The organism is Mesorhizobium sp. B4-1-4 (genome assembly GCF_006439395.2).
Taxonomy (GTDB): Bacteria; Pseudomonadota; Alphaproteobacteria; order Rhizobiales; family Rhizobiaceae; genus Mesorhizobium.
The window spans coordinates 1,419,245-1,439,714 of record NZ_CP083950.1; the positions used below are offsets into that span (position 1 = coordinate 1,419,245).

Below are 20,470 nucleotides of genomic sequence, written 5' to 3' on the forward strand. Positions count from 1 at the left end.
GGTGGATTGGCGCGAAGCGCCGAGACGGATGAGAGGTGCTGGACGGAATGAGGCGATGCCTCGGAAGAGCTTATGATGGACCAGAAAGTCGAAACCATCCCCTACGACGTCGAGGCGATCCGCCGCGACTTTCCGATCCTGTCGCGGCAAGTCTATGGCAAGCCTCTTGTCTATCTCGACAATGGCGCCTCGGCGCAGAAGCCGCAGGTGGTGCTGGACACGATCCAGCACGCCTATTCCCAGGAATACGCCAACGTCCATCGCGGCCTGCATTTCCTGTCCAACGCCGCGACCGACGCCTATGAAAAGGCGCGTGAGACGGTGCGCCGTTTCCTCAATGCGCCAAGCACCGACAACATCGTCTTCACCTCGAATACGACCTCGGCGATCAACACGGTGGCTTATGGCTATGGCATGCCCAATATCGGCGAGGGCGACGAAATCGTGCTGTCGATCATGGAGCATCATTCCAACATCGTTCCCTGGCATTTCATCCGCGAACGGCAGGGCGCCAGGCTGGTCTGGATGCCGGTCGACGATCTCGGTGTCTTCCACATCGAGGAATTCGAAAAGCGGCTGACTAACAGGACAAAGCTTGTCGCCATCACGCAGATGTCGAATGCGTTGGGCACGGTGACGCCGATCAAGGAGATCGTGCGCATCGCGCATGCGCGGGGCATTCCAGTGCTCGTCGACGGCAGCCAGAGCGCCGTGCATATGCCGATCGACGTGCAGGACCTGGATTGCGACTTCTTCGTCTTCACCGGCCACAAGGTCTATGGCCCCTCGGGCATCGGCGTTCTCTACGGCAAGAAGGACATTCTCGGGGGTATGCGCCCCTTCATGGGCGGTGGCGAAATGATCGAGGAGGTGACGGAAGACATCGTCACCTACAACGAGCCGCCGCATCGTTTTGAGGCCGGCACGCCGCCGATTGTGCAGGCGATCGGGCTGGGTGCTGCGCTCGACTACATGGACTCTGTCGGTCGGGAACGCATCGCGGCGCATGAGCAAGACCTCAAGAACTATGCCCATGAACGGCTGCGCGCCATCAATTCGCTGCGCATCTTCGGCGACGCGCCGGGCAAGGGCGCCATCATCTCCTTCGAATTGCAGGGCATTCACGCCCATGACGTGTCGATGGTGATAGACAGGCAGGGTGTGGCAGTGCGCGCCGGTACGCATTGCGCCCAGCCGCTGTTGAAACGCTTTGGCGTAACCTCCACATGCAGGGCATCGTTCGGCATGTATAATACCAGGGCCGAAGTCGACGCTTTGGCCGAGGCGCTTGAAAAAGCGCGCAAGTTTTTCGGGTGACGACCATGGAAGATATCAGCACAGCCACAGAGGCCGCGCCGGAAGCCGGCGTCAATGGCGTCGTCTCCGCCACGGCCATTCCCGCCGACGAACTGGCGCGGCTGACCGACGACATCGTCTCGGCGCTGAAGACCGTCTACGACCCGGAAATCCCGGCCGACATTTACGAGCTCGGCCTCGTCTACAAGATCGACATCGAGGACGACCGCTCGGTCAAGATCGACATGACGCTGACCGCCCCCGGCTGCCCGGTGGCCGGCGAAATGCCCGGTTGGGTGGAAAACGCCGTCGGCGCCGTCGAAGGCGTATCAGGCGTCGAAGTCAACATGACCTTCGACCCGCCATGGACGCCCGACCGCATGTCGGAAGAGGCGCAGGTCGCGGTTGGCTGGTACTAGCGTTGAGCTTGGCACACTTGCACCATGGATAAAACTTCACCATTTTAGGTGAGAATCATTCGGCAGACCTTGAACCTGCACGGAATGGAGAAGGAAAAAGAATGGGACGCTTTGCCGTCATCACCATGACCGAAAAGGCCGCCGAGCGGGTGCGCGAGATCGTCGCCACACGCGAGAAGGCGCATGGCATCCGCCTCGGCATCAAGAAGGGCGGCTGCGCCGGCATGGAATACACGATCGATCTGGTGACCGAGCCCAACGCCAAGGACGACCACATCGAGCGCGACGGCGCACACGTCTATGTCGCGCCGGAAGCGGCGCTGTTCCTGTTCGGCACGCAGATGGATTTCGAGCAGACGACTTTGCGCACCGGCTTCACCTTCCACAATCCGAACCAGAGCTCGGCCTGTGGCTGCGGCGAATCGGTCGAGCTGAAGCCGGCCGACCTGAAGGCGCTGGCAGAGGCGCGCGCCTCCGCCTAAAGCACTTCCTTCGCCCCATTTACGGGGAGGTGAGGAGTGGTCCGCGCAGCGGGCGAAAAGCCAATTGCTTGGCTTTTCGAATGACGAAGGGCCCGAAGGCCGGATGAGGGGCAGCGCCAGCCTCTCCAACATTTGCGCAGTCTGCCTGCCGGCATCTTCGCCCGGTAAATGGGCGAAGAACGTTACGCAACCCACATCCCCACCCGCTTGTGCCAGTCGGCGATCGATTCCTCGGGATAGATGTCGAACGTCTTGTCGCCCTTGCCGACATCAGGCTCTACCCAGCTCGCCTTGTATTTCAGCATCAGGTGCACCTTCTCAGGTGGTTTCGGCAGGTCGCTGTCGATCGCCGAGGCGAAGGGATGCACCAGATCCGGCCATGTCGGATCGTAGAGCCACAACGCCGATCCGCATTTGCGGCAGAAATTGCGTTCCCCCGTCGAGATTTCGCATTGCAAATGCTCGTCATCCTCGATCTCGGCCCGATAGACGCCGAGGCTCCTCTTGCCCCTGATGTTGAGCGTTTTGTAGTCGGCGCCGAGATTGATGGCGAACCCGCCGCCGCCTTGCTGCTTGCGGCAGATCGAGCAGTAGCAGAGCATGAACGGCACGGGCGTATGGCTTTCCACCTCGAAACGCACGGCATTGCAGCGGCAGGATCCCTTGAGCAGAACCGGCATGATAAAAACTCCGACGAAATGTTCCCAGCCCGTCAGCATGATTTGGTTGCGCGATGACAATGTCAAATGCCGATGACATGATCGCGGCATGGACAATGAACGCATCGCCGAACTGTTCGAAGGCCTTGGCCCGGTCAGCATCCGCAGGCTGTTCGGCGGCAAGGGCATCTATTTCGATGGTGTGATCGTCGCCATCGTGCTGCGCGGCGAATTGCTGCTCAAGGCCGACGAGCAAAGCGCGCCCGATTTCGAAGCCGCCGGTTGCCGGCAGTGGACCTATACCGGTTCGCGCCACGGCAAGCTGGTCGCCATGCCTTATTGGAGCATTCCCGACAGCGCTTTTGATGACCCGGACGAAATGACTGTCTGGGCCCGGCGAGCCTATGAGGCCGGGCGGCGCGCGGGCAAGTAGCACGTTGCGGCAGTGCAGGCTTTCTCGGACATGTCGAGGCGCAGAGGGGGGGCGGGAACTCGGCTGATAAGTTAATTCTTGCACCGCCTCACATTTGAACCCTACAGCGCCTTGGCGATCTTCGCCGCCAATCTTGCATTGTTCTCGACCAGCGCGATGTTGGTCTTCAGGCTCCGGCCGCCGGTCAGTTCCAGGATTTTTCCCAGCAGGAACGGCGTCACCGCCTTGCCGCTCACGTTGAGCGCCTCGGCGGCCTTCTGTGCTGCTTCGATATAGCCGGCCATCTCTTCCGCCGAGATTTCATGGTTTTCGGGCACCGGGTTGGCGATCAGCACGCCGCCGCCGAGACCGAGCGCTGCCCGCGTCTTGTAGAAATGCGCGATGTCTTCCGGTTTGTGCAAGGTCAACGGCGCGCGGAACGGCGATTGCCGCGACCAGAAGGCCGGCATTGTCTCGCAGCCATGGCCAACCACGGGCACGCCGCGCGTTTCCAGCACCTCAAGCGTTTTTTCGATATCGAGGATGGCCTTGGCGCCGGCCGAGACGACGATGACCGGTGTGCGCGCCAGTTCATCGAGATCGGCGGAAATGTCGAAACTCTTTTCCGCACCTTTGTGCACGCCGCCAATGCCGCCGGTGGCGAACACTTTTATCCCCACCATATGCGCCGCGATCATGGTCGCGGCGACCGTGGTGCCGCCGGTGCGCCCTTGCGCCACTGCAAAGCCGAGGTCGGCGCGCGACAGCTTCATCGCATCGCCGGTCATGGCCAGCGATTCACGCTCGCCGTCGGAAAGACCGATCTTGATGCGGCCGCCAACCACGGCGATCGTGGCGGGCACGGCACCGCCATCGCTGATGATCTTTTCGACATTGGCCGCCATGGCACCGTTGTCGGGGTAGGGCATGCCATGGGTGATGATGGTGCTTTCCAGCGCCACCACGGGACGCCCGGCAGCCAGGGCTTGCGCCACGGGAGCATGGACATCGATGAAGGGGTGGGCGCTCTCTGGGGTCATCTCGAATCTCCAATCGCGGCGCATCCATCAGGACGCGTAAACATCCCTGCGGCGCTGTGAATTTGCCGGTCTCATGCCATTTCCCGCGCATCCGGCACAAGGGCCAGTGCTTCCGCGAAGCTCGCCGCGGTGAATTCTGGCACGGCGTTGGCGCTTTCGATGGCCAGCGTTGCCGCCGCGACGCCTTCGCGCAAGGCCTGGCGCAGTGGCAGACCGCGCAACAGCGCCGCGACCGTCGCACCCGCCAGCGCGTCGCCGGCGCCGGTGACATCGGCGACTTTCCTCGGGGCAGGCGGCAGGATCGAAAACGCGCCTGCTTCATCGAAGCCCAGCACCGGCGCGCTGCCTGCCGTGACCACGCCACTGGCAAGGCCGTTGCATCGCAACCCGTCGATCATCTCTCGCTCGGAGGCACTCGAATTGACGCCAGCCAGTACAACGGCCTCTCGCCGGTTCATGAAGAGTTGCGCCAGTTCGCCGAGCACCGGTATCAGCCGCGTCACCTTGGCCGGCGAAATGGCAATGGCGAAAACCGGTTTGCCGGCGGCGAGCGAGACCAGCCGCTCCAGAGCCGACGCCGGCAGATTGGCGTCGCACAGGATGGCGTCGGCGTCGGCGACCACCTCCCGCATCTTGGAGCGCCTGATCTGCTTGGGGAAGGCCAGATCATAAAGCACCATGTCGGCAAAGCCGACGATCAACTCGCCCTCGCGGTCAATCAGCGCCGTGTAGCTCGGCGTGGTGCGATCGAGGAACACTGCCGACAGGTCTTTAATGCCGGCTTCCGCTATACCGCGTGACACGGTATCGCCCGCGGCATCGCCGCCGCGCACCGACAGCAGCGAAGCCGAGACACCTCGGCGCACCGTGCTGCGCAACGCGTTGAATACGCCGCCGCCGACATCCTCGCGCATTGTGCCGGGATTGGACGCCGCTGGCACGTACGGACCGGCCACCTGGCCACGCCGATCGATATGGGCGCCGCCCACGGCCAGTATCTTCGCGGATTTCACCATGGCGGCGATATGACCTTTGTTATTGGCGCCACACAAGCGCTACACTGCGCGACAGAGCTTCGCATGCAAGGCAGCGATTCGGCGGATCGATACAATCGAGCCGTCTGGCCCAATGCGAGGACATCGCTGCCTCGGTCTGCGAGACAAAAAAAGAACAGATCAGGATATCTCTTGTTTTTCAGTTGGTTGTCTCCCCTTGCCAAATGAGAACAAAAAAGGTACAAAATGACAGGGATTGCGGATTGTCCGGCCTTCATTGACGACCAAGGGGTGATGTATCATGGCTCAGAATACTTTGCGGCTTGTAGAGGATAAGGCAGTGGACAAATCAAAGGCTCTGGATGCGGCGCTGTCGCAAATCGAGCGGGCTTTCGGCAAGGGCTCGATCATGCGGCTCGGCGCCAACGAGCAGGTCGTCGAGATCGAAACAGTGCCGACCGGGTCGCTCGGCCTCGACATCGCGCTCGGCGTCGGCGGCCTGCCGCGCGGCCGCATCATCGAGATCTACGGGCCGGAAAGCTCTGGCAAGACGACGCTGGCCCTGCACACCGTGGCTGAAGCCCAGAAGAAGGGCGGCATCTGCGCCTTCGTCGATGCCGAGCACGCGCTCGATCCTGTCTATGCCCGCAAGCTCGGCGTCGATCTCGAAAACCTCCTGATTTCACAGCCCGACACCGGCGAGCAGGCACTGGAGATCTGCGACACGTTGGTGCGCTCCGGCGCCATCGACGTGCTGGTGGTCGATTCGGTGGCAGCGCTGACGCCGCGTGCCGAAATCGAAGGCGAGATGGGCGATTCGCTGCCCGGCCTGCAGGCCCGGCTGATGAGCCAGGCGCTGCGCAAGCTGACCGCTTCGATCTCACGTTCCAACACCATGGTCATCTTCATCAATCAGATCCGCATGAAGATCGGCGTCATGTTCGGTTCGCCCGAAACCACCACGGGCGGCAACGCTTTGAAATTCTATGCATCGGTGCGCCTCGACATCCGCCGCATCGGCTCGGTCAAGGACCGCGACGAGGTCGTCGGCAACCAGACCCGCGTCAAGGTGGTCAAGAACAAGCTGGCGCCGCCCTTCAAAGTGGTCGAGTTCGATATCATGTACGGCGAAGGCGTGTCCAAGACCGGCGAACTGGTCGATCTTGGCGTCAAGGCTGGTGTGGTCGAGAAGTCGGGCGCCTGGTTCTCCTACAATTCGCAGCGCCTCGGCCAGGGCCGCGAGAATGCAAAACTGTTCCTGCGCGACAATCCCGACACCGCGCGCGAGATCGAACTGGCGCTCAGGCAGAACGCCGGATTGATCGCCGAGAAATTCCTTGAAAATGGCGGTTCTGAAGGTGGCGAAGACGGTTTTGAGGACGAAGCCGGCGCGATGTAGGGCAATGGCCAGAGTTCGGCCATAAATTCAGCCTATCACCTGATGCTTAAGTAACCGAGTTCTTTAATACCGCGTTCCAAACCGCCGGCCTTCGAGCCGGCGGTTTTCGTTTTCGGCAGACCGGTAAGCTCCTGGATTGGCCCAATTCCGTGTTTCTGGACAGGGTCGGGCGTGCCCGCTAAAAGGCCAAGTCTATTTTCTAAGACGCAGAGACCAGTTTCCGCCGGCTGTGCCGGCGGTTTTCGCGAAAAGGCAGCAGTCATGAGTGGCGTGAACGAGATCCGGTCGACATTTCTCGACTATTTCCGCAAGGAGGGCCATGAGGTCGTGGCCTCGAGCCCACTCGTGCCGCGCAACGATCCGACCTTGATGTTCACCAATGCCGGCATGGTGCAGTTCAAGAACGTCTTCACCGGTTTGGAGAAGCGGACTTATTCGCGCGCCACCACCGCCCAGAAGAGCGTTCGCGCCGGCGGCAAGCACAATGACCTCGACAATGTCGGCTACACCGCGCGCCATCTCACCTTCTTCGAGATGCTCGGCAATTTCTCCTTCGGCGACTATTTCAAGGAGCGCGCCATCGAGCTTGCCTGGAACCTGATCACCCGGGAGTTCGGGCTGAAGAAGGACAAGCTGCTGGTCACCGTCTATCACACCGACGACGAGGCGGCCGGCTTCTGGAAGAAGATTGCCGGTTTCTCGGACGATCGCATCATCCGCATCGCGACCTCGGACAATTTCTGGGCGATGGGCGACACCGGTCCCTGCGGGCCGTGCTCGGAAATCTTCATCGATCGTGGCGAGCACATCTGGGGTGGACCTCCCGGCAGTCCTGAGGAAGACGGCGACCGGTTTCTCGAATTCTGGAACCTGGTGTTCATGCAGTATGAACAGGTGACGAAGGAGCAGCGCATCGACCTGCCGCGCCCGTCGATCGACACCGGCATGGGCCTGGAGCGCATGGCCTCCATCCTGCAAGGGGTGGAAAGCGTCTTCGAGACCGACCTGTTCCGCCACCTGATCGATGCGGCGTCGTCCGCGCTTGGGCGGGCGCCTGGCGCGGAAACGGTGGCGTCCTACCGCGTCATTGCGGATCACCTGCGCTCGTCCTCCTTCCTGGTGGCCGACGGCGTGCTGCCGTCGAACGAAGGCCGCGGTTATGTGCTGCGCCGCATCATGCGCCGCGCCATGCGCCATGCGCAGTTGCTCGGCGCCCGCGATCCGCTGATGTGGAAGCTGATGCCGGCGCTGGTGCGCGAGATGGGCCAGGCCTATCCCGAGCTGGTGCGCGGCGAAGAGATGATTACCGAAACCCTGAAACTCGAGGAAACCCGCTTCCGCAAGACGCTGGTGCGCGGCCTTGGCCTGCTGTCGGAGGCGACGGAAAAGCTCCATGCCGGCGACATGCTGGACGGCGAGACTGCGTTCAAACTTTATGACACCTATGGCTTCCCGCTCGACCTGACGCAGGACGCGCTGCGGCAGCGCAACATCTCGGTCGATCTTGCCGGCTTCACCGACGCGATGGAACGGCAGAGGACCGAGGCGCGCGCTCACTGGGCAGGCTCCGGCGAGGCCGCGACCGAGACGGTCTGGTTCCCGATCCGCGAGAAGACCGGCGCCACCGAATTCCTCGGCTATGAGACAGAGCAAGCGGAAGGTCTCGTCCAGGCGCTGGTCAGGGAAGGCAAGACCGTGGACAGCGCCGGCAAGGGTGAAGCTGTTGCCGTGGTTGTCAACCAGACGCCGTTCTATGCCGAATCCGGCGGCCAGATGGGCGACACCGGCGTCATTTCGGGCGAGGGGTTCTCGATGGAGGTCTCCGACACGCAGAAGAAGGCGGATGGGCTGTTCGTGCATATCGGCAAGGTGATTAACGGCACGGTCAAGACGGGCGCCGCCGTCGAGCTGAAGGTCGACCATAACAGGCGCTCCAGGTTGCGCGCGAACCATTCGGCGACGCATCTCATCCATGAGGCGTTGCGCGAAGTGCTGGGCACCCATGTCGCCCAGAAGGGCTCGTTGGTCGCGCCCGAGCGGCTGCGCTTCGACATCTCGCACAACAAGCCGATCTCGGCCGAGGAACTCGAAGAAGTCGAGCGCATGGCCAACGAGATCGTCGTGCAGAACAGCCCGGTGACCACGCGGCTGATGTCGGTCGACGACGCCATTGCCGAGGGCGCCATGGCGCTGTTCGGCGAGAAGTACGGCGACGAGGTGCGCGTCGTGTCGATGGGCACTGGACTGCATGGCGCCAAGGCCAACCGGCCCTATTCGGTCGAGCTTTGCGGCGGCACCCATGTCAGGGCGACCGGCGATATCGGCCTTGTGCGCATCGTCTCGGACAGCGCGGTCGCCGCCGGTGTGCGCCGGATAGAGGCGCTGACCGGCGAAGCCGCGCGTAAGCATCTCGACGAGCAGGATCGGCGCCTTAAGACGGCTGCGGCGACCCTGAAGATTTCACCGGCCGACGTGCCGGCGCGTGTCGAGGCTTTGCTCGAAGAGCGCAAGAAGCTCGAGAAGGAACTGACCGAAGCGCGCAAGAAACTGGCGCTGGGCGGTGCGGGGGCTGGTGCGCCAGCTGAAAACGAAGTGGTGGCGGGCGTCGGCTTCCTCGGCAAGGCGGTCTCCGGTGTTTCGCCGAAGGATCTGAAGCCGCTGGCCGATGCCGGCAAGACCTCGCTCGGCTCCGGCGTCGTCGTCTTTGTCGGCGCCAGCGAGGACAACAAGGCGAGCGTCGTCGTCGCCGTGACCGATGACCTCGTCGGCCGCTTCAGCGCCGTAGACCTGGTGCGCGTGGCGTCCGCCGCATTGGGCGGGCAGGGCGGTGGCGGCCGGCCTGATATGGCGCAGGCTGGCGGCCCGGACGCGTCGAAGGCCAATGACGCGATCGCGGCGGTGAGGGCGGCGCTCGAAGCAGCATGAAAGTCCGATGAACGTCCTCGTTCTAGGCGGCTACGGACTGATCGGAGAGGCCGTCCTTGAACGGTTGCTTCAAGACGGCCACCACCTACTCGGCCTGGGCCGCGATATCGGACAGGCGCGGCGCCGCAGACCCCGCGTCCAGTGGATCGCGGCGGATATGTCGCGACTGCTCTCAGCGGCCGACTGGATTCCCCTGCTTGCCGGCGTGGAAGTGGTGGTGAACGCCGCAGGCGCTTTGCAGGATGGTCCTCGTGATCAGCTGGATGCGATCCACCGGCGTTCGGTCGCCGCGCTCATCGCCGCCTGTGAACAGGTGGGTGTGAACCAATTGGTACAGATTTCCGCGATTGGCGCAGATATCGCTTCCGACAGCACCTTTTTCCGGACCAAGGCGGAAGGTGACCGCGCCGTCGCTTCGTCGTCTCTGAACTGGACGATCCTGCGGCCCGGTCTGGTCATCGCGCCCGCCGCCTATGGCGGGACGGCTTTGTTGCGCGCGCTTGCCGCGAGTCCAGCAATTATCCCCGTAACGTTGGCGGATCGGCCGATCCAGACCGTATCGGTAACGGATGTCGCCGAGGCGGTATCGCGTGCGGTCGCCGGACGTCTGGCATGCGGGCAGATTATCGATCGGTCGAGCAACGGGCCAGGCCTCTTGCCGACGTCCTGCTTGAGTTTCGTGCTTGGCTCGGCCTGCCCAAGGCGCCGGTCGTGACGGTGCCGGCAATCGTCGGGAGGCTCGCCAGCGGCATCGCCGATGGACTTGGCGCTCTCGGGTGGCGGTCTCCCTTGCGCAGTGCGGCACTTGCCGCGCTGAAGCAAGGCGTTACCGGCAACGCCAAGGCCTGGACCGAAATTACCGGCCGTCCGCCGCAGTCGCTGGAAGCTACGCTGGCGGCAATGCCCGCACATGTTCAGGAGAGGTGGTTTGCGCGCCTGTGGCTGCTGAAACCGGTCGTGTTTGCCGTCCTGTCGATGTTCTGGTTGGCCTCCGGCATCGTCGGCTTCATCAGACAGGATGCAGCTGCGGACATTCTGGCATCGCGCGGCCTGTCGCCCGCTCTTGCGCTCTGGATGGTTCTCGCCGGAAGCGTCGCCGACATCCTGGTCGGCGCCGCCGTTTTGGTACGTTGGCTGGCTCGGGCGGGGCTGATGGCGATGATTGCCATCACCTTGGTTTATCTTGGCGCAGCGACCGTGCTTGCTCCCGATATCTGGCTCGATCCGCTCGGACCGTTGGTCAAGACCGTACCCGCGCTCTGCCTCGTCCTGGTGGCGCTGGCGATCCTGGAAGAGCGATGAACCTCTGGGCCGACATTCTGCGCTGGGTGCATGTCATCGGTGCAACGGTGCTGTTCGGCACTGGCGCTGGAATTGCCTTCTTCATGCTCATGGCGCAGCGTACCGGCCGGCCCGAGATCGTCGCCCATGTCGCAGGCACCGTCGTCATCGCCGATGCCATCTTCACCGCCACGGCTGTTGTGGTCCAGCCAATCACCGGCGCGCTTCTGGCCCGCGAGATCGGGTGGCCGCTGTCGCAGGGCTGGATCGTGCTTTCCTTGCTGCTCTATGTCGTAACCGGCGCGTTCTGGCTGCCGGTTGTCTGGATACAGTTGCGCATACGTGATCTGGCTCGGCAGGCGGCACGTGAAAACGCGCCGTTGCCGGACGAGGAAAAGCGCCTCTTCCGCATCTGGTTCGTCTGCGGTTTTCCAGCCTTTGCCGCGGTGCTTGCAATCCTCTGGCTGATGGTGACACGGCCCGAGATCAGATTGTAGCCTCCCGCTCCTGAGCGTGGCCTCCAGGCTTGGTGCTAACCGACCTTCTCGGTTTTGGCAAAGCTCGGGCGAGCGGCGATGCGCGCATACCAGTCGCTTATGTCAGCAAACCGCGCCAGCAGCTCGCGCCCGTCGGCAACCTTGACGAAATAGCCGATAATCGGCGCCGCGTGCAGATCGGCCAGCGTCAGCTGCTCGCCAAGCAGCCAGGATCTTTGGGCCTTGAGGGAGGTCAGCACTGTGAGCACGGTTTCTGCTTGGCGCAAACCGCTAGCGATCAAAGATTCGTCCGGTCGCTCCTTCTCCAGCCGCTCGACGGCGACGTCCCACACCATCGATTTGTAACCATAAGCATCAAGCATGCCGATGATCTGGCCCATCCTGGCGCGGCCGCGCGCATTCGCCGGCTGAAGCGCCGGACCGTCGAACGCCTCGTCGACATAGCGCGCGATCGCACTGGTCTCGAAGAGACGGAAACCATCGTGCTCGAAAGCCGGAATGCGGCCGAACGGATGGCGTTCGAGAAACCACGCCGGAATGCCGTCAGCGGCGAAGATGTCGAGCGGTACGAGCTCGTAGTCGATACCCTTCTCCTCCAGCGCCATCCGTGCGATGCGTACGTAAACGCTGTAATCCGCGCCGTAGAGCACCGGTTTGGTCACGCTGCCAGCCATCGCTTTGCTCTCGTTGGCCCAAAAAGCGAAGCCTCCTTTCGGAGCCTTCGGCATGCCGAAATTCGGGGTTACGCCATCGCCTTCTGTAAATTCTCGTCGATCTTGTCGAGGAAGCCGGTGGTCGAGAGCCAGGGCTGGTCGGGGCCGATCAGCAGCGACAGGTCCTTGGTCATGAAACCGGACTCGACGGTCTGGATGCAGACCTTTTCCAGCGTCTCGGCAAAACGCTTCAGTTCGGCGTTGTCGTCGAGCTTGGCGCGGTGCGCGAGACCGCGCGTCCAAGCAAAAATCGAGGCGATCGAATTGGTCGACGTTTCCTCGCCCTTCTGATGCTGGCGGTAGTGGCGGGTGACGGTGCCGTGCGCGGCTTCCGCTTCGACTGTCTTGCCGTCCGGCGTCATCAGCACCGAGGTCATCAGGCCAAGCGACCCGAAACCCTGCGCGACCGTGTCGGACTGCACGTCGCCGTCATAGTTCTTGCAGGCCCAGACATAGCCGCCCGACCATTTCAGGCTCGAGGCCACCATGTCGTCGATCAGGCGGTGTTCGTACCATAGCTTCTTCGCCTTGAACTCGGCCTCGAATTCGGCCTCGTAGACCTCCTGGAAGATGTCCTTGAAGCGGCCGTCATAGGCCTTGAGGATGGTGTTCTTGGTCGACAGATAGACCGGGTAGTTGCGCAGCAGGCCGTAATTCAGCGAGGCGCGGGCGAATTCGCGGATCGACTCGTCGAGATTGTACATGGCCATGGCGACGCCGGCACCGGGCGCGTCGAACACGTCATGCTCGATCACCTGTCCGTCCTCGCCGACGAACTTGATCGTCAGCTTGCCCTTGCCGGGAAAGCGGAAATCGGTGGCGCGGTATTGGTCGCCGAAGGCATGGCGGCCGACGATGATCGGCTTGGTCCAGCCGGGCACCAGGCGCGGCACGTTCTTCATGATGATCGGCTCGCGGAAGATGGTGCCGCCGAGGATGTTGCGGATGGTGCCGTTCGGCGACTTCCACATCTTCTTCAGCTTGAATTCCTCGACGCGCTGTTCGTCGGGGGTGATCGTCGCGCATTTTACGCCGACGCCGTATTTCTTGATGGCATTGGCCGAATCGATGGTCACCTGGTCGTTGGTGGCGTCGCGGTGCTCGATGCCGAGGTCGTAATATTCGAGCTTGAGGTCGAGATAAGGGTGGATCAGCTTGTCCTTGATGAACTGCCAGATGATGCGGGTCATCTCGTCGCCGTCGAGTTCGACGACCGGGTTCGCCACCTTGATCTTCGCCATGGAAAGAATGCCTCGTTGCTGGGAATGAACGGCCTTGCCAGCATGGCATTCGGCCGGGGATGCCGCCCGTATATCAAAGCGCTTTTGGCCGCGCAAACGGCGATCGGTCACGAATTGGAGCCTGGGTGGTCGCCATTTGCGAATGCTTCATTTTCGCGGCCGAATATGGCAGGGGACGCTGAAATGCCGCAAACAGCAGTTCATTGACAATCATGCCCGTCACCAAAGATCCCGATAACGCTTCAGCCGCCGGTCCAGCGATCATCCTCGTCGAGCCGCAGCTCGGCGAGAATATCGGCATGGTCGCCCGCGCCATGGCCAATTTCGGCTTGGTCGAACTGCGCCTGGTCAACCCGCGCGACGGCTGGCCGAGCGAGAAGGCGCGCGCCGCCGCCAGCCGCGCCGACCATGTCATCGATGCCGTCACCGTGTTCGACGATCTGGCCTCGGCGCTTGCCGACCTGAACTTTGTTTTCGCAACCACGGCCAGGCAGCGCGATGGCTTCAAAGCCGTGCGCGGGCCGGTGGAGGCGGGCAGGGTGCTACGCGCCCGTCACGGAATGGGGCAGCGCACCGGCATCCTGTTCGGCCGCGAGCGCTTCGGCCTCTACAATGACGAGGTTGGCCTCGCCGACGAGATCGTCACCTTCCCGGTCGATCCTGATTTCTCCTCGCTCAACATCGCCCAGGCGGCCCTGCTGATGTCCTACGAGTGGATGAAGTCCGGCCTGGAAGACGAGACCAAAACCAATTTTGCGGGTCCAGACATGAAGCCGGCAAGCAAGGAAGAGCTGCATGGCCTGTTCGCCTATCTGGAGGGCGCGCTCGAAGCACGCGGCTACTTCCGCCCCGCGCCGAAGAAGCCGAAGATGGTCGACAATCTGCGCGCCGTGCTGACGCGGGCCGGCTTTGCCGAGCCGGAACTGAAAGTGCTGCGCGGCATCATTTCCTCCCTCGACAGGTTTTCGCCGGCCATGCCGCGCGGCGACGGCTCTCCCGGCGATGATCCGAGACGATTGCCGGCCGCCGCCGCGCGTGCACGCAAGGCGGAGGTTGATCGCCCGCCTGACGCCAATGGCGACGACAACGACAAACCGCCGCTGGGCGGCAAGGCAACCGACAATGACTGAGCGGCCGATCCTGATGTTCGATTCCGGCGTCGGCGGGCTGACAGTGCTGCGCGAGGCGCGCGTCCTGATGCCGGACCGGCGCTTCATCTATGTCGCGGACGATGCGGCCTTTCCTTTCGGTGCTTGGGAAGAGCCGGCGCTGCGGACCCACATACTCAATCTCTTCGCCAAGCTGCTCGACCGCTTTGCGCCGGCAATTTCCGTCATCGCCTGCAACACCGCCTCGACGCTGGTGATCGATGCGCTACGCGACAGATTTCCTGACCATCCCTTTGTCGGCACCGTGCCGGCGGTCAAGCCGGCGGCCGAGCGCACGCGTTCGGGTCTGGTCTCGGTACTGGCGACGCCGGGCACCGTGAAGCGGCAATACACACGCGACCTGATCAGCAAATGGGCGCAGAAATGCCATGTTCGCCTGGTCGGCAGCGACAGGCTGGCGGGGCTTGCCGAAGTCTATATGCGCGAGGGCTTTGTCGACGAGGAGGCCGTACGCGCCGAGATCGCGCCCTGCTTCATGGAACATGACGGTCTCAGGACCGATATCGTGGTGCTGGCCTGCACACACTACCCCTTTCTGGTCAACCGCATGCGCAAGACCGCACCCTGGCCGGTCGACTGGATCGATCCGGCCGAAGCGATTGCCCGGCGAGCCCTTTCGCTGTTGCCGCCTCTCGATGGATCGCCGCCGCAAGGCGAGCCCGATATCGCAGTATTCACCTCCGGCAAGGCGGATTTCGCCGTCAGCCGGCTGATGCAGGGCTTTGGATTATCCGTCCGCCACTAGAGCAATTCCAGGAAAAGTGCGTAGCGGTTTTCCGTCCGGGATTGCGTAAAAACAAAGGGCTAGAGCGGGTCAACGACTCTATCGAACGCTGAACCGCTCTAGGTGGTGGAAACGTTCGCCGCTCAAACAGGTTCGAACACGATGCTGCGTCGGTCCGGGTCGGCCAGGACCAGCCTCAGCGTAAGACCGTCGCCCTGTTTGATCCCAGTGGCCTTTACGATCGCAACGACAGGCATATCGGAAAGCTGAACGCGCACGCCGTGGTCGACGAAGTCGGTGACAACGGCTTTGAACGTTTCCCCCTCGCGTCCCTTCAGCATTACCGCCTCCGCAAGGTCGATGGCCGCATGGTTGATCTGCGAAGCGCGGCTATCCGCACGTCCCATCACCTTCGGCAATCTGGCGAACGCATCAATGACGGCCTGCGGCACGGGCTGGCCGTTTGCGATGGCCAGTGCGCAGCGCACGACATAGCGATCGGCCAATCGCCTGAGTGGCGCGGTTGCATGGGCATAGGTTGCGGCCATTGCCTCATGCCAGGGGACAATGCCCTCCTGGTAGGGCTGGTATGACGCGCCGGGGCTAGCATGTCGGATTTCCAGCATTAGCGCCGCCTGTTGCGGATCGCTGGGATCGAGGGTTTGCTGATAGTCCCGCAAGCTGGTGGAGTCTGGCCAAGACAGGCCGAGGGCCTGTGCGGCGTTGCGCAGTCTTTTCACCTTGAAGGCGTCCGGCTCCGACATCACCCGGAACAACCCGGTATGGTGCGCAAGCATGGCGTCGGCAATCGCCATGTTGGTCGCCAGCGAAAGCGCGGCATTGTCTTGTTCGGATTGGAGCAGAGGTCTGAATGAAAGCCGGAATGTGCCGTCTGCCAGCCTTTCAACCTCTTGCTCGGGAGGGTCGACGCGCGAAGCGCCACGACGCTTCTCGTTCATCGCCATGCGCCGCGCCAGCTCGGCGAAGCCGAACGGGAGATCGGAAGACTGCACACTTTCATAGGCGAGCTTAGCGCGGCTTTGAATGATCGACCGCTCCGCGCCGTCCAATGCCGCCGCGCCATCCTCGGCAACCCGAACGGTGAAGACGACCGCTGGGCGTGGTCCATCCGACAGCAGACTCGCCGCCCCCTCGGCAATTATCGGCGGGTAGAGTCCGGCCTTGCCGTCCGGCAAGTACAGCGTCTCGCCCCGCGTCCAGGCTTCGAGATCTATTGCGTCGCCGTCCGCGACGAACCAAGCCACGTCGGCAATGGCATACTGCAGCAGAAGATCACTGCCGCTCACCTCGATCGAGAACGCCTGGTCAAGATCGGTGGAGGCAGCCGGATCGAGCGTGACGAACGGCATCGCCGTTCGATCGGCATGCTGGTTCGGCACACGCCTGGCCGCCGCCTGCGCCGCTGCCAATACGTCAGCCGGAAATCCATTCGGCACGTGGAGTTCGTCGCGGATTTTCGCCAGGCCGGTGGAAAGAGCTTGAGGGGGATCTGTCAGAGATTTCATCCAGCCGTCCTACACGGGAGCTCTGGACACGGGAAGGCCGCCAGGGAAATTGCCAAAGCCGGCCGGCTGCCGGCCTGGCAGCAGCGGACGTGGAACCGGGCCTCTGCTGCTGGAACTGAGGCCGGAGGCTCGGCGTTTTCTCCTGACAGCAAAGGAGAACGGCCATGCCAGCCACCTCGAAAGCCCAACAGAAAGCCGCCGGAGCCGCACTCTCCGCCAAGCGCGGCGAGACGAAAAAGAGCGAACTCAAGGGCGCTTCCAAGGGAATGTACGATTCCATGAGCGAGAAGCAGCTCGAGGAGTTCGCCGAGACGAAGCGCAAGGGACTTCCCGAGAAGAAATCGAAAGACTGAAATCCTGTCGGCTGCGTTTGAAGACGTAGCGCCGAACAAACGAAAGCCCGCAGCGCAACTGCGGGCTTCATATCAGAGGCTGAAATTCCCGCCTAGATTACCAACGGTGGCAGCGCCGCACTCTTTCGACGATCACCCGGCGGTGACCATGCCGCCACACCACCCTCTTTTTCACGATGACGCGGCAGACCTGTTTATGCCCGTGCCAGTGGCGGGCCATTGCCGGTTCCGGCGCCACCGCCATCGAACCTGCAAGTACCGCGGCGCCTGCCAGGGTAAGGAATAACTTCTTCATAAGAATTGCGCTCCTCTCGCTCCAGTCCCTTCCTGGTGCCGTTGGCGCAACAACCTCCCGCCACATCCGGCACTGCATCAACGCGCGAAACGCTATATCGTTGTTTTGCCCGGCACCAGTCATAAGCTTGACACCGGTTAAATCTCGGTTTAACCAGCCGCCAACGCCGGGCAGCGATGTCCGGTGTTTGTTTTGTATACGCAAGATCAGTTACCCCGGTTGTCTCTGGTCTTGTTTGAACTGACGTGTCCCGTGGGTTTTCCGCCGCGTTGCGTGGGAAAACCCTGTCAGGTCTCGAAAACGGAGGCCAGAGGAGGGCGCGTTTCCTTCACCCGGACCATGAGGTGCCGGGTGTGTTGTTTTGAAAAGGGAATGCGATGAGCAAGCGCGAATCCGCGAAATACAAGATCGACCGCCGTCTTGGCGAAAATATCTGGGGCCGCCCGAAGTCCCCGGTCAACAAGCGTGAATACGGCCCCGGCCAGCATGGCCAGCGCCGCAAGGGCAAGCTTTCCGATTTCGGCCTGCAGCTGCGCGCCAAGCAGAAGCTGAAGGGTCACTATGGCGACGTTTCGGAAAAGCAGTTCCGCAAGGTCTACGAAGAGGCCGACCGCCGCAAGGGCGACACTTCGGAGAACCTGATCGGCCTGCTCGAGTCGCGTCTCGACGCGGTCGTCTACCGCGCCAAGTTCGTGCCGACCATTTTTGCCGCCCGTCAGTTCGTCAACCATGGCCACATCAACGTCAACGGCAAGCGCGTCAACATCGGCTCGTATCGCTGCAAGCCGGGCGACGTCGTCGAAGTGCGCGAGAAGTCGAAGCAACTGGTGATCGTTCTGGAATCGGTCGCACTCGCCGAGCGCGATGTGCCTGATTACATCGAGGTCGATCATAACAAGATGGTCGCGACCTTCGGGCGTATCCCGGGCCTGTCGGACGTTCCGTTCGCCGTCCAGATGGAGCCGAACCTGGTCGTCGAATTCTACTCGCGCTAAGCGAACATCTTTTGCCATACCATCGAAAGGCCGCCCCTCGAGGCGGCCTTTTTGTTCGCGCATTCGCTTTGGCGTTTCGATTTTCCAACCGATGCGCTAATCCGGGCGAAAGTCACATCCGGGGCCGCCGCGCCATGAACATGCAGCCAGACATCGAGACGCTTGAACCGATCGCCGAGGGCGGCTCCCATCCGTTGTTCGCCGATGTGCCGTCCTCGGTCGAATTCAACAAATTGCGCAAGCGGCTGCTGCGGCTGACCCGCCAGGCGATCGAGGATTTCTCGATGGTCAAGCCGGGCCAGCGCTGGCTGGTTGCACTGTCGGGCGGCAAGGATTCCTACGGTCTGCTCGCAATGCTGCTCGATCTCAAATGGCGTGGCCTGCTGCCGGTCGAACTGCTGGCCTGCAATCTCGACCAGGGCCAGCCGAATTTTCCCAAGCACATCCTGCCCGATTATCTCGACGCCAACGGTATCGCGCACCGCATCGAATACCGGGACACCTATTCAGTCGTCACCGATAAGCTGCCGCAAGGCAGCACCTATTGCTCGCTCTGCTCGCGGCTGCGGCGCGGTCATCTCTACCGCATCGCACGCGAGGAGGGATGCTCGGCGCTGGTGCTCGGCCATCACCGAGAGGACATCCTCGAAACCTTCTTCATGAACCTGTTCCATGGCGGCCGGCTTGCCGCCATGCCGCCAAAACTGCTCAACGACGAAGGCGACGTCATGGTGCTGCGGCCGCTGAGCTATTGCGCCGAAGCAGATCTCGAGAAATTCGCAGCGGCGATGCGGTTTCCGATCATTCCCTGTGACCTCTGCGGCAGCCAGGAAGGCCTCCAGCGCAATGCCATGAAGGCGATGCTGGAGGATATAGAAAGACGCATGCCTGGGCGCAAGGACACGATGATCCGCGCGCTGTCCAACACCAGGCCGTCGCATCTCCTTGACAGGAACCTTTTCGATTTCGCCGCTCTGAACCAAACCCTCATCACAGGACAAGACGCTTCCGATGACATTTGATGATAACGCGATCGACTGGCTGGCCAGCTTGCTGGCCGAGGCGGCCGACATCGAAATCATGCCCCGCTTTCGCCGGCTGGGCGACGGCGACATCAGACAGAAGACCTCGGCAGCCGATCTGGTGACGGAAGCGGACGTGAATGCGGAGCGGCTCATCACGGCCCGGCTGCGCAGCCATTACCCCTCCGCCATGGTTGTCGGCGAGGAAGCCTGTTCCGACAATCCGGCGCTGCTTGATGGTCTGGGAGAAGCCGACCTGGCTTTCGTCATCGACCCGGTCGACGGCACGTTCAACTTCGCATCCGGCGTGCCGCTGTTCGGCGTGATGCTTGGCGTCGTCGTCAAGGGCGAGACGGTCGCCGGCATCATCCACGATCCCGTCGGCAAGGACTGGCTGATCGGCGCCAGGGGCTCCGGCAGCCACATCCGCCACGCACACGGCGCGCTGGAGAAAGTGCGGGTTGCCGCGCCCGCGCCGATTTCACAGATGACAGGCGCGGTCTCCTGGCAGTACATGGCGGAGCCCGAGCGCACGCGGCTGGCCTGCAACCAGACCAACACGCTGTCGCAATTCAACTATCGCTGCGCCGCGCATGAATACCGCTTGCTGGCAAGCGGCCATGGCCATTTCGTCGTCTTCAACAAGCTGATGCCCTGGGATCATCTCGCCGGCGTGCTGATCCACGCAGAAGCCGGTGGCCATGCCGCGCGCTTCGACGGCAGTGCCTATCTGCCGGCGCATGTCGGCGGCGGCCTGCTGGTAGCGCCGGACAAGGAAAGCTGGCAGGAGCTGCGCCGCGAGCTCTGGGCGGAGTAGGATCGAGCGGGTTGTGCGACCGCAAGATTGATGCAATCTCATCCAATCGAGAGGGTTCCGTAAATGAAGTCTCGGTCCACGATTGCAGCAGCCCTCGCCATCACCTTGGTTGTTGGCTCGAACCAGGCGAGAGCGCAGGAGCGCCCATGCCGCAGCCCCTCTCCTGTCGATACGATAAAGGAGATGTCCGCCGCGATCTTCGCTTGTTGG

The 20,470-nt window shown here is 62.4% G+C and carries 22 protein-coding genes; 15 read left to right on the top strand and 7 right to left on the bottom strand.

The genetic code is table 11. The features are described from left to right. Positions 1-75 precede the first annotated feature (75 nt). The 3 genes from FJW03_RS06730 to sufA all read left to right on the top strand — a co-directional run bounded on the left by FJW03_RS06730 (position 76) and on the right by sufA (position 2,197). Positions 76-1,317: a cysteine desulfurase gene (locus FJW03_RS06730; RefSeq protein ID WP_140609561.1), complete on the top strand. Its 1,242-nt coding sequence runs from the start codon at positions 76-78 to the stop codon at positions 1,315-1,317. 5 nt (positions 1,318-1,322) lie between these two features. After that, entirely contained in the window at positions 1,323-1,715 is a 393-nt protein-coding gene (locus tag FJW03_RS06735; RefSeq protein ID WP_140609423.1) for an SUF system Fe-S cluster assembly protein, read from the top strand. Positions 1,716-1,816: 101 nt separating this feature from the next. Further along, entirely contained in the window at positions 1,817-2,197 is a 381-nt protein-coding gene (sufA, locus tag FJW03_RS06740) for a Fe-S cluster assembly scaffold SufA (RefSeq protein WP_140609421.1), read from the top strand. Between the two features lie 182 nt (positions 2,198-2,379). Here sufA and FJW03_RS06745 read toward each other — a convergent pair whose 3' ends face one another. Continuing rightward, positions 2,380-2,877, bottom strand: coding sequence for a GFA family protein (locus FJW03_RS06745; protein ID WP_140609419.1), 498 nt, complete (start codon positions 2,875-2,877; stop codon positions 2,380-2,382). Between the two features lie 88 nt (positions 2,878-2,965). Between FJW03_RS06745 and FJW03_RS06750 the strand changes: the two genes are divergently transcribed. Next, the gene (locus FJW03_RS06750; RefSeq protein WP_140609417.1) at positions 2,966-3,289 is read left to right on the top strand and encodes a TfoX/Sxy family protein; all 324 of its coding nucleotides are present in this window, start codon (positions 2,966-2,968) and stop codon (positions 3,287-3,289) included. 101 nt (positions 3,290-3,390) lie between these two features. On the opposite strand, the gene FJW03_RS06755 is transcribed toward FJW03_RS06750, so the two are convergent. Both FJW03_RS06755 and FJW03_RS06760 read right to left on the bottom strand, forming a co-directional pair. Beyond that, on the bottom strand, positions 3,391-4,308 hold the full coding sequence (locus tag FJW03_RS06755; RefSeq protein ID WP_140762248.1) for a pseudouridine-5'-phosphate glycosidase: 918 nt from the start codon (positions 4,306-4,308) through the stop codon (positions 3,391-3,393). A 71-nt stretch (positions 4,309-4,379) separates the two neighbouring features. Then, complete coding sequence (locus FJW03_RS06760; RefSeq protein ID WP_140609412.1) at positions 4,380-5,324, bottom strand: carbohydrate kinase family protein; 945 nt, start codon at positions 5,322-5,324, stop codon at positions 4,380-4,382. Between the two features lie 280 nt (positions 5,325-5,604). Here FJW03_RS06760 and recA point away from each other — a divergent pair, with 280 nt between their 5' ends. The 5 genes from recA to FJW03_RS06785 all read left to right on the top strand — a co-directional run bounded on the left by recA (position 5,605) and on the right by FJW03_RS06785 (position 11,405). After that, positions 5,605-6,702: a recombinase RecA gene (recA, locus tag FJW03_RS06765; protein WP_140609410.1), complete on the top strand. Its 1,098-nt coding sequence runs from the start codon at positions 5,605-5,607 to the stop codon at positions 6,700-6,702. 261 nt (positions 6,703-6,963) lie between these two features. Next, positions 6,964-9,627 (top strand): alanine--tRNA ligase, encoded by a 2,664-nt coding sequence (gene alaS / locus FJW03_RS06770; protein WP_140762245.1) that lies wholly within the window; start codon positions 6,964-6,966, stop codon positions 9,625-9,627. Positions 9,628-9,634: 7 nt separating this feature from the next. Continuing rightward, the gene (locus FJW03_RS06775; protein WP_210240579.1) at positions 9,635-10,342 is read left to right on the top strand and encodes an NAD(P)H-binding protein; all 708 of its coding nucleotides are present in this window, start codon (positions 9,635-9,637) and stop codon (positions 10,340-10,342) included. Further along, positions 10,339-10,929 (top strand): DoxX-like family protein, encoded by a 591-nt coding sequence (locus FJW03_RS06780; protein WP_210240578.1) that lies wholly within the window; start codon positions 10,339-10,341, stop codon positions 10,927-10,929. The genes FJW03_RS06775 and FJW03_RS06780 overlap by 4 nt, the downstream gene beginning before the upstream one ends. Beyond that, positions 10,926-11,405 carry a DUF2269 family protein gene (locus tag FJW03_RS06785; protein WP_140762242.1) on the top strand — a complete coding sequence of 160 codons (480 nt, stop codon included), beginning with the start codon at positions 10,926-10,928 and terminating at the stop codon, positions 11,403-11,405. Before FJW03_RS06780 ends, FJW03_RS06785 begins: the two co-directional genes overlap by 4 nt. A 35-nt stretch (positions 11,406-11,440) precedes the next feature. Here FJW03_RS06785 and FJW03_RS06790 read toward each other — a convergent pair whose 3' ends face one another. Together FJW03_RS06790 and FJW03_RS06795 are read right to left on the bottom strand one after the other, a co-directional pair. Next, positions 11,441-12,067 carry a glutathione S-transferase family protein gene (locus tag FJW03_RS06790; RefSeq protein WP_140762272.1) on the bottom strand — a complete coding sequence of 209 codons (627 nt, stop codon included), beginning with the start codon at positions 12,065-12,067 and terminating at the stop codon, positions 11,441-11,443. Between the two features lie 80 nt (positions 12,068-12,147). Continuing rightward, complete coding sequence (locus FJW03_RS06795) at positions 12,148-13,359, bottom strand: NADP-dependent isocitrate dehydrogenase (RefSeq protein WP_096445278.1); 1,212 nt, start codon at positions 13,357-13,359, stop codon at positions 12,148-12,150. A 212-nt stretch (positions 13,360-13,571) separates the two neighbouring features. Between FJW03_RS06795 and FJW03_RS06800 the strand changes: the two genes are divergently transcribed. Together FJW03_RS06800 and murI are read left to right on the top strand one after the other, a co-directional pair. Further along, positions 13,572-14,489 (top strand): RNA methyltransferase, encoded by a 918-nt coding sequence (locus FJW03_RS06800; RefSeq protein ID WP_140762240.1) that lies wholly within the window; start codon positions 13,572-13,574, stop codon positions 14,487-14,489. After that, a complete protein-coding gene (gene murI / locus FJW03_RS06805) occupies positions 14,482-15,273 on the top strand; it encodes a glutamate racemase (protein WP_140762237.1) in 792 nt (263 codons plus the stop codon). The genes FJW03_RS06800 and murI overlap by 8 nt, the downstream gene beginning before the upstream one ends. A 122-nt stretch (positions 15,274-15,395) precedes the next feature. On the opposite strand, the gene FJW03_RS06810 is transcribed toward murI, so the two are convergent. Next, positions 15,396-16,622, bottom strand: coding sequence for an RNB domain-containing ribonuclease (locus tag FJW03_RS06810; protein WP_264296517.1), 1,227 nt, complete (start codon positions 16,620-16,622; stop codon positions 15,396-15,398). 320 nt (positions 16,623-16,942) lie between these two features. On the opposite strand from FJW03_RS06810, the gene FJW03_RS06815 reads away from it, so the two are divergent. After that, a complete protein-coding gene (locus FJW03_RS06815) occupies positions 16,943-17,131 on the top strand; it encodes a DUF3008 family protein (protein WP_140609394.1) in 189 nt (62 codons plus the stop codon). Between the two features lie 97 nt (positions 17,132-17,228). Here FJW03_RS06815 and FJW03_RS06820 read toward each other — a convergent pair whose 3' ends face one another. Continuing rightward, entirely contained in the window at positions 17,229-17,426 is a 198-nt protein-coding gene (locus tag FJW03_RS06820) for a hypothetical protein (protein WP_140609392.1), read from the bottom strand. A gap of 377 nt (positions 17,427-17,803) precedes the next feature. On the opposite strand from FJW03_RS06820, the gene rpsD reads away from it, so the two are divergent. The 3 genes from rpsD to FJW03_RS06835 all read left to right on the top strand — a co-directional run bounded on the left by rpsD (position 17,804) and on the right by FJW03_RS06835 (position 20,260). Beyond that, positions 17,804-18,421 (top strand): 30S ribosomal protein S4, encoded by a 618-nt coding sequence (rpsD, locus tag FJW03_RS06825; RefSeq protein ID WP_140609390.1) that lies wholly within the window; start codon positions 17,804-17,806, stop codon positions 18,419-18,421. Positions 18,422-18,555: 134 nt separating this feature from the next. Then, complete coding sequence (gene ttcA / locus FJW03_RS06830) at positions 18,556-19,443, top strand: tRNA 2-thiocytidine(32) synthetase TtcA (RefSeq protein WP_140609388.1); 888 nt, start codon at positions 18,556-18,558, stop codon at positions 19,441-19,443. Beyond that, positions 19,433-20,260, top strand: coding sequence for an inositol monophosphatase family protein (locus FJW03_RS06835; protein ID WP_140762231.1), 828 nt, complete (start codon positions 19,433-19,435; stop codon positions 20,258-20,260). Before ttcA ends, FJW03_RS06835 begins: the two co-directional genes overlap by 11 nt. Positions 20,261-20,470 lie beyond the last annotated feature (210 nt).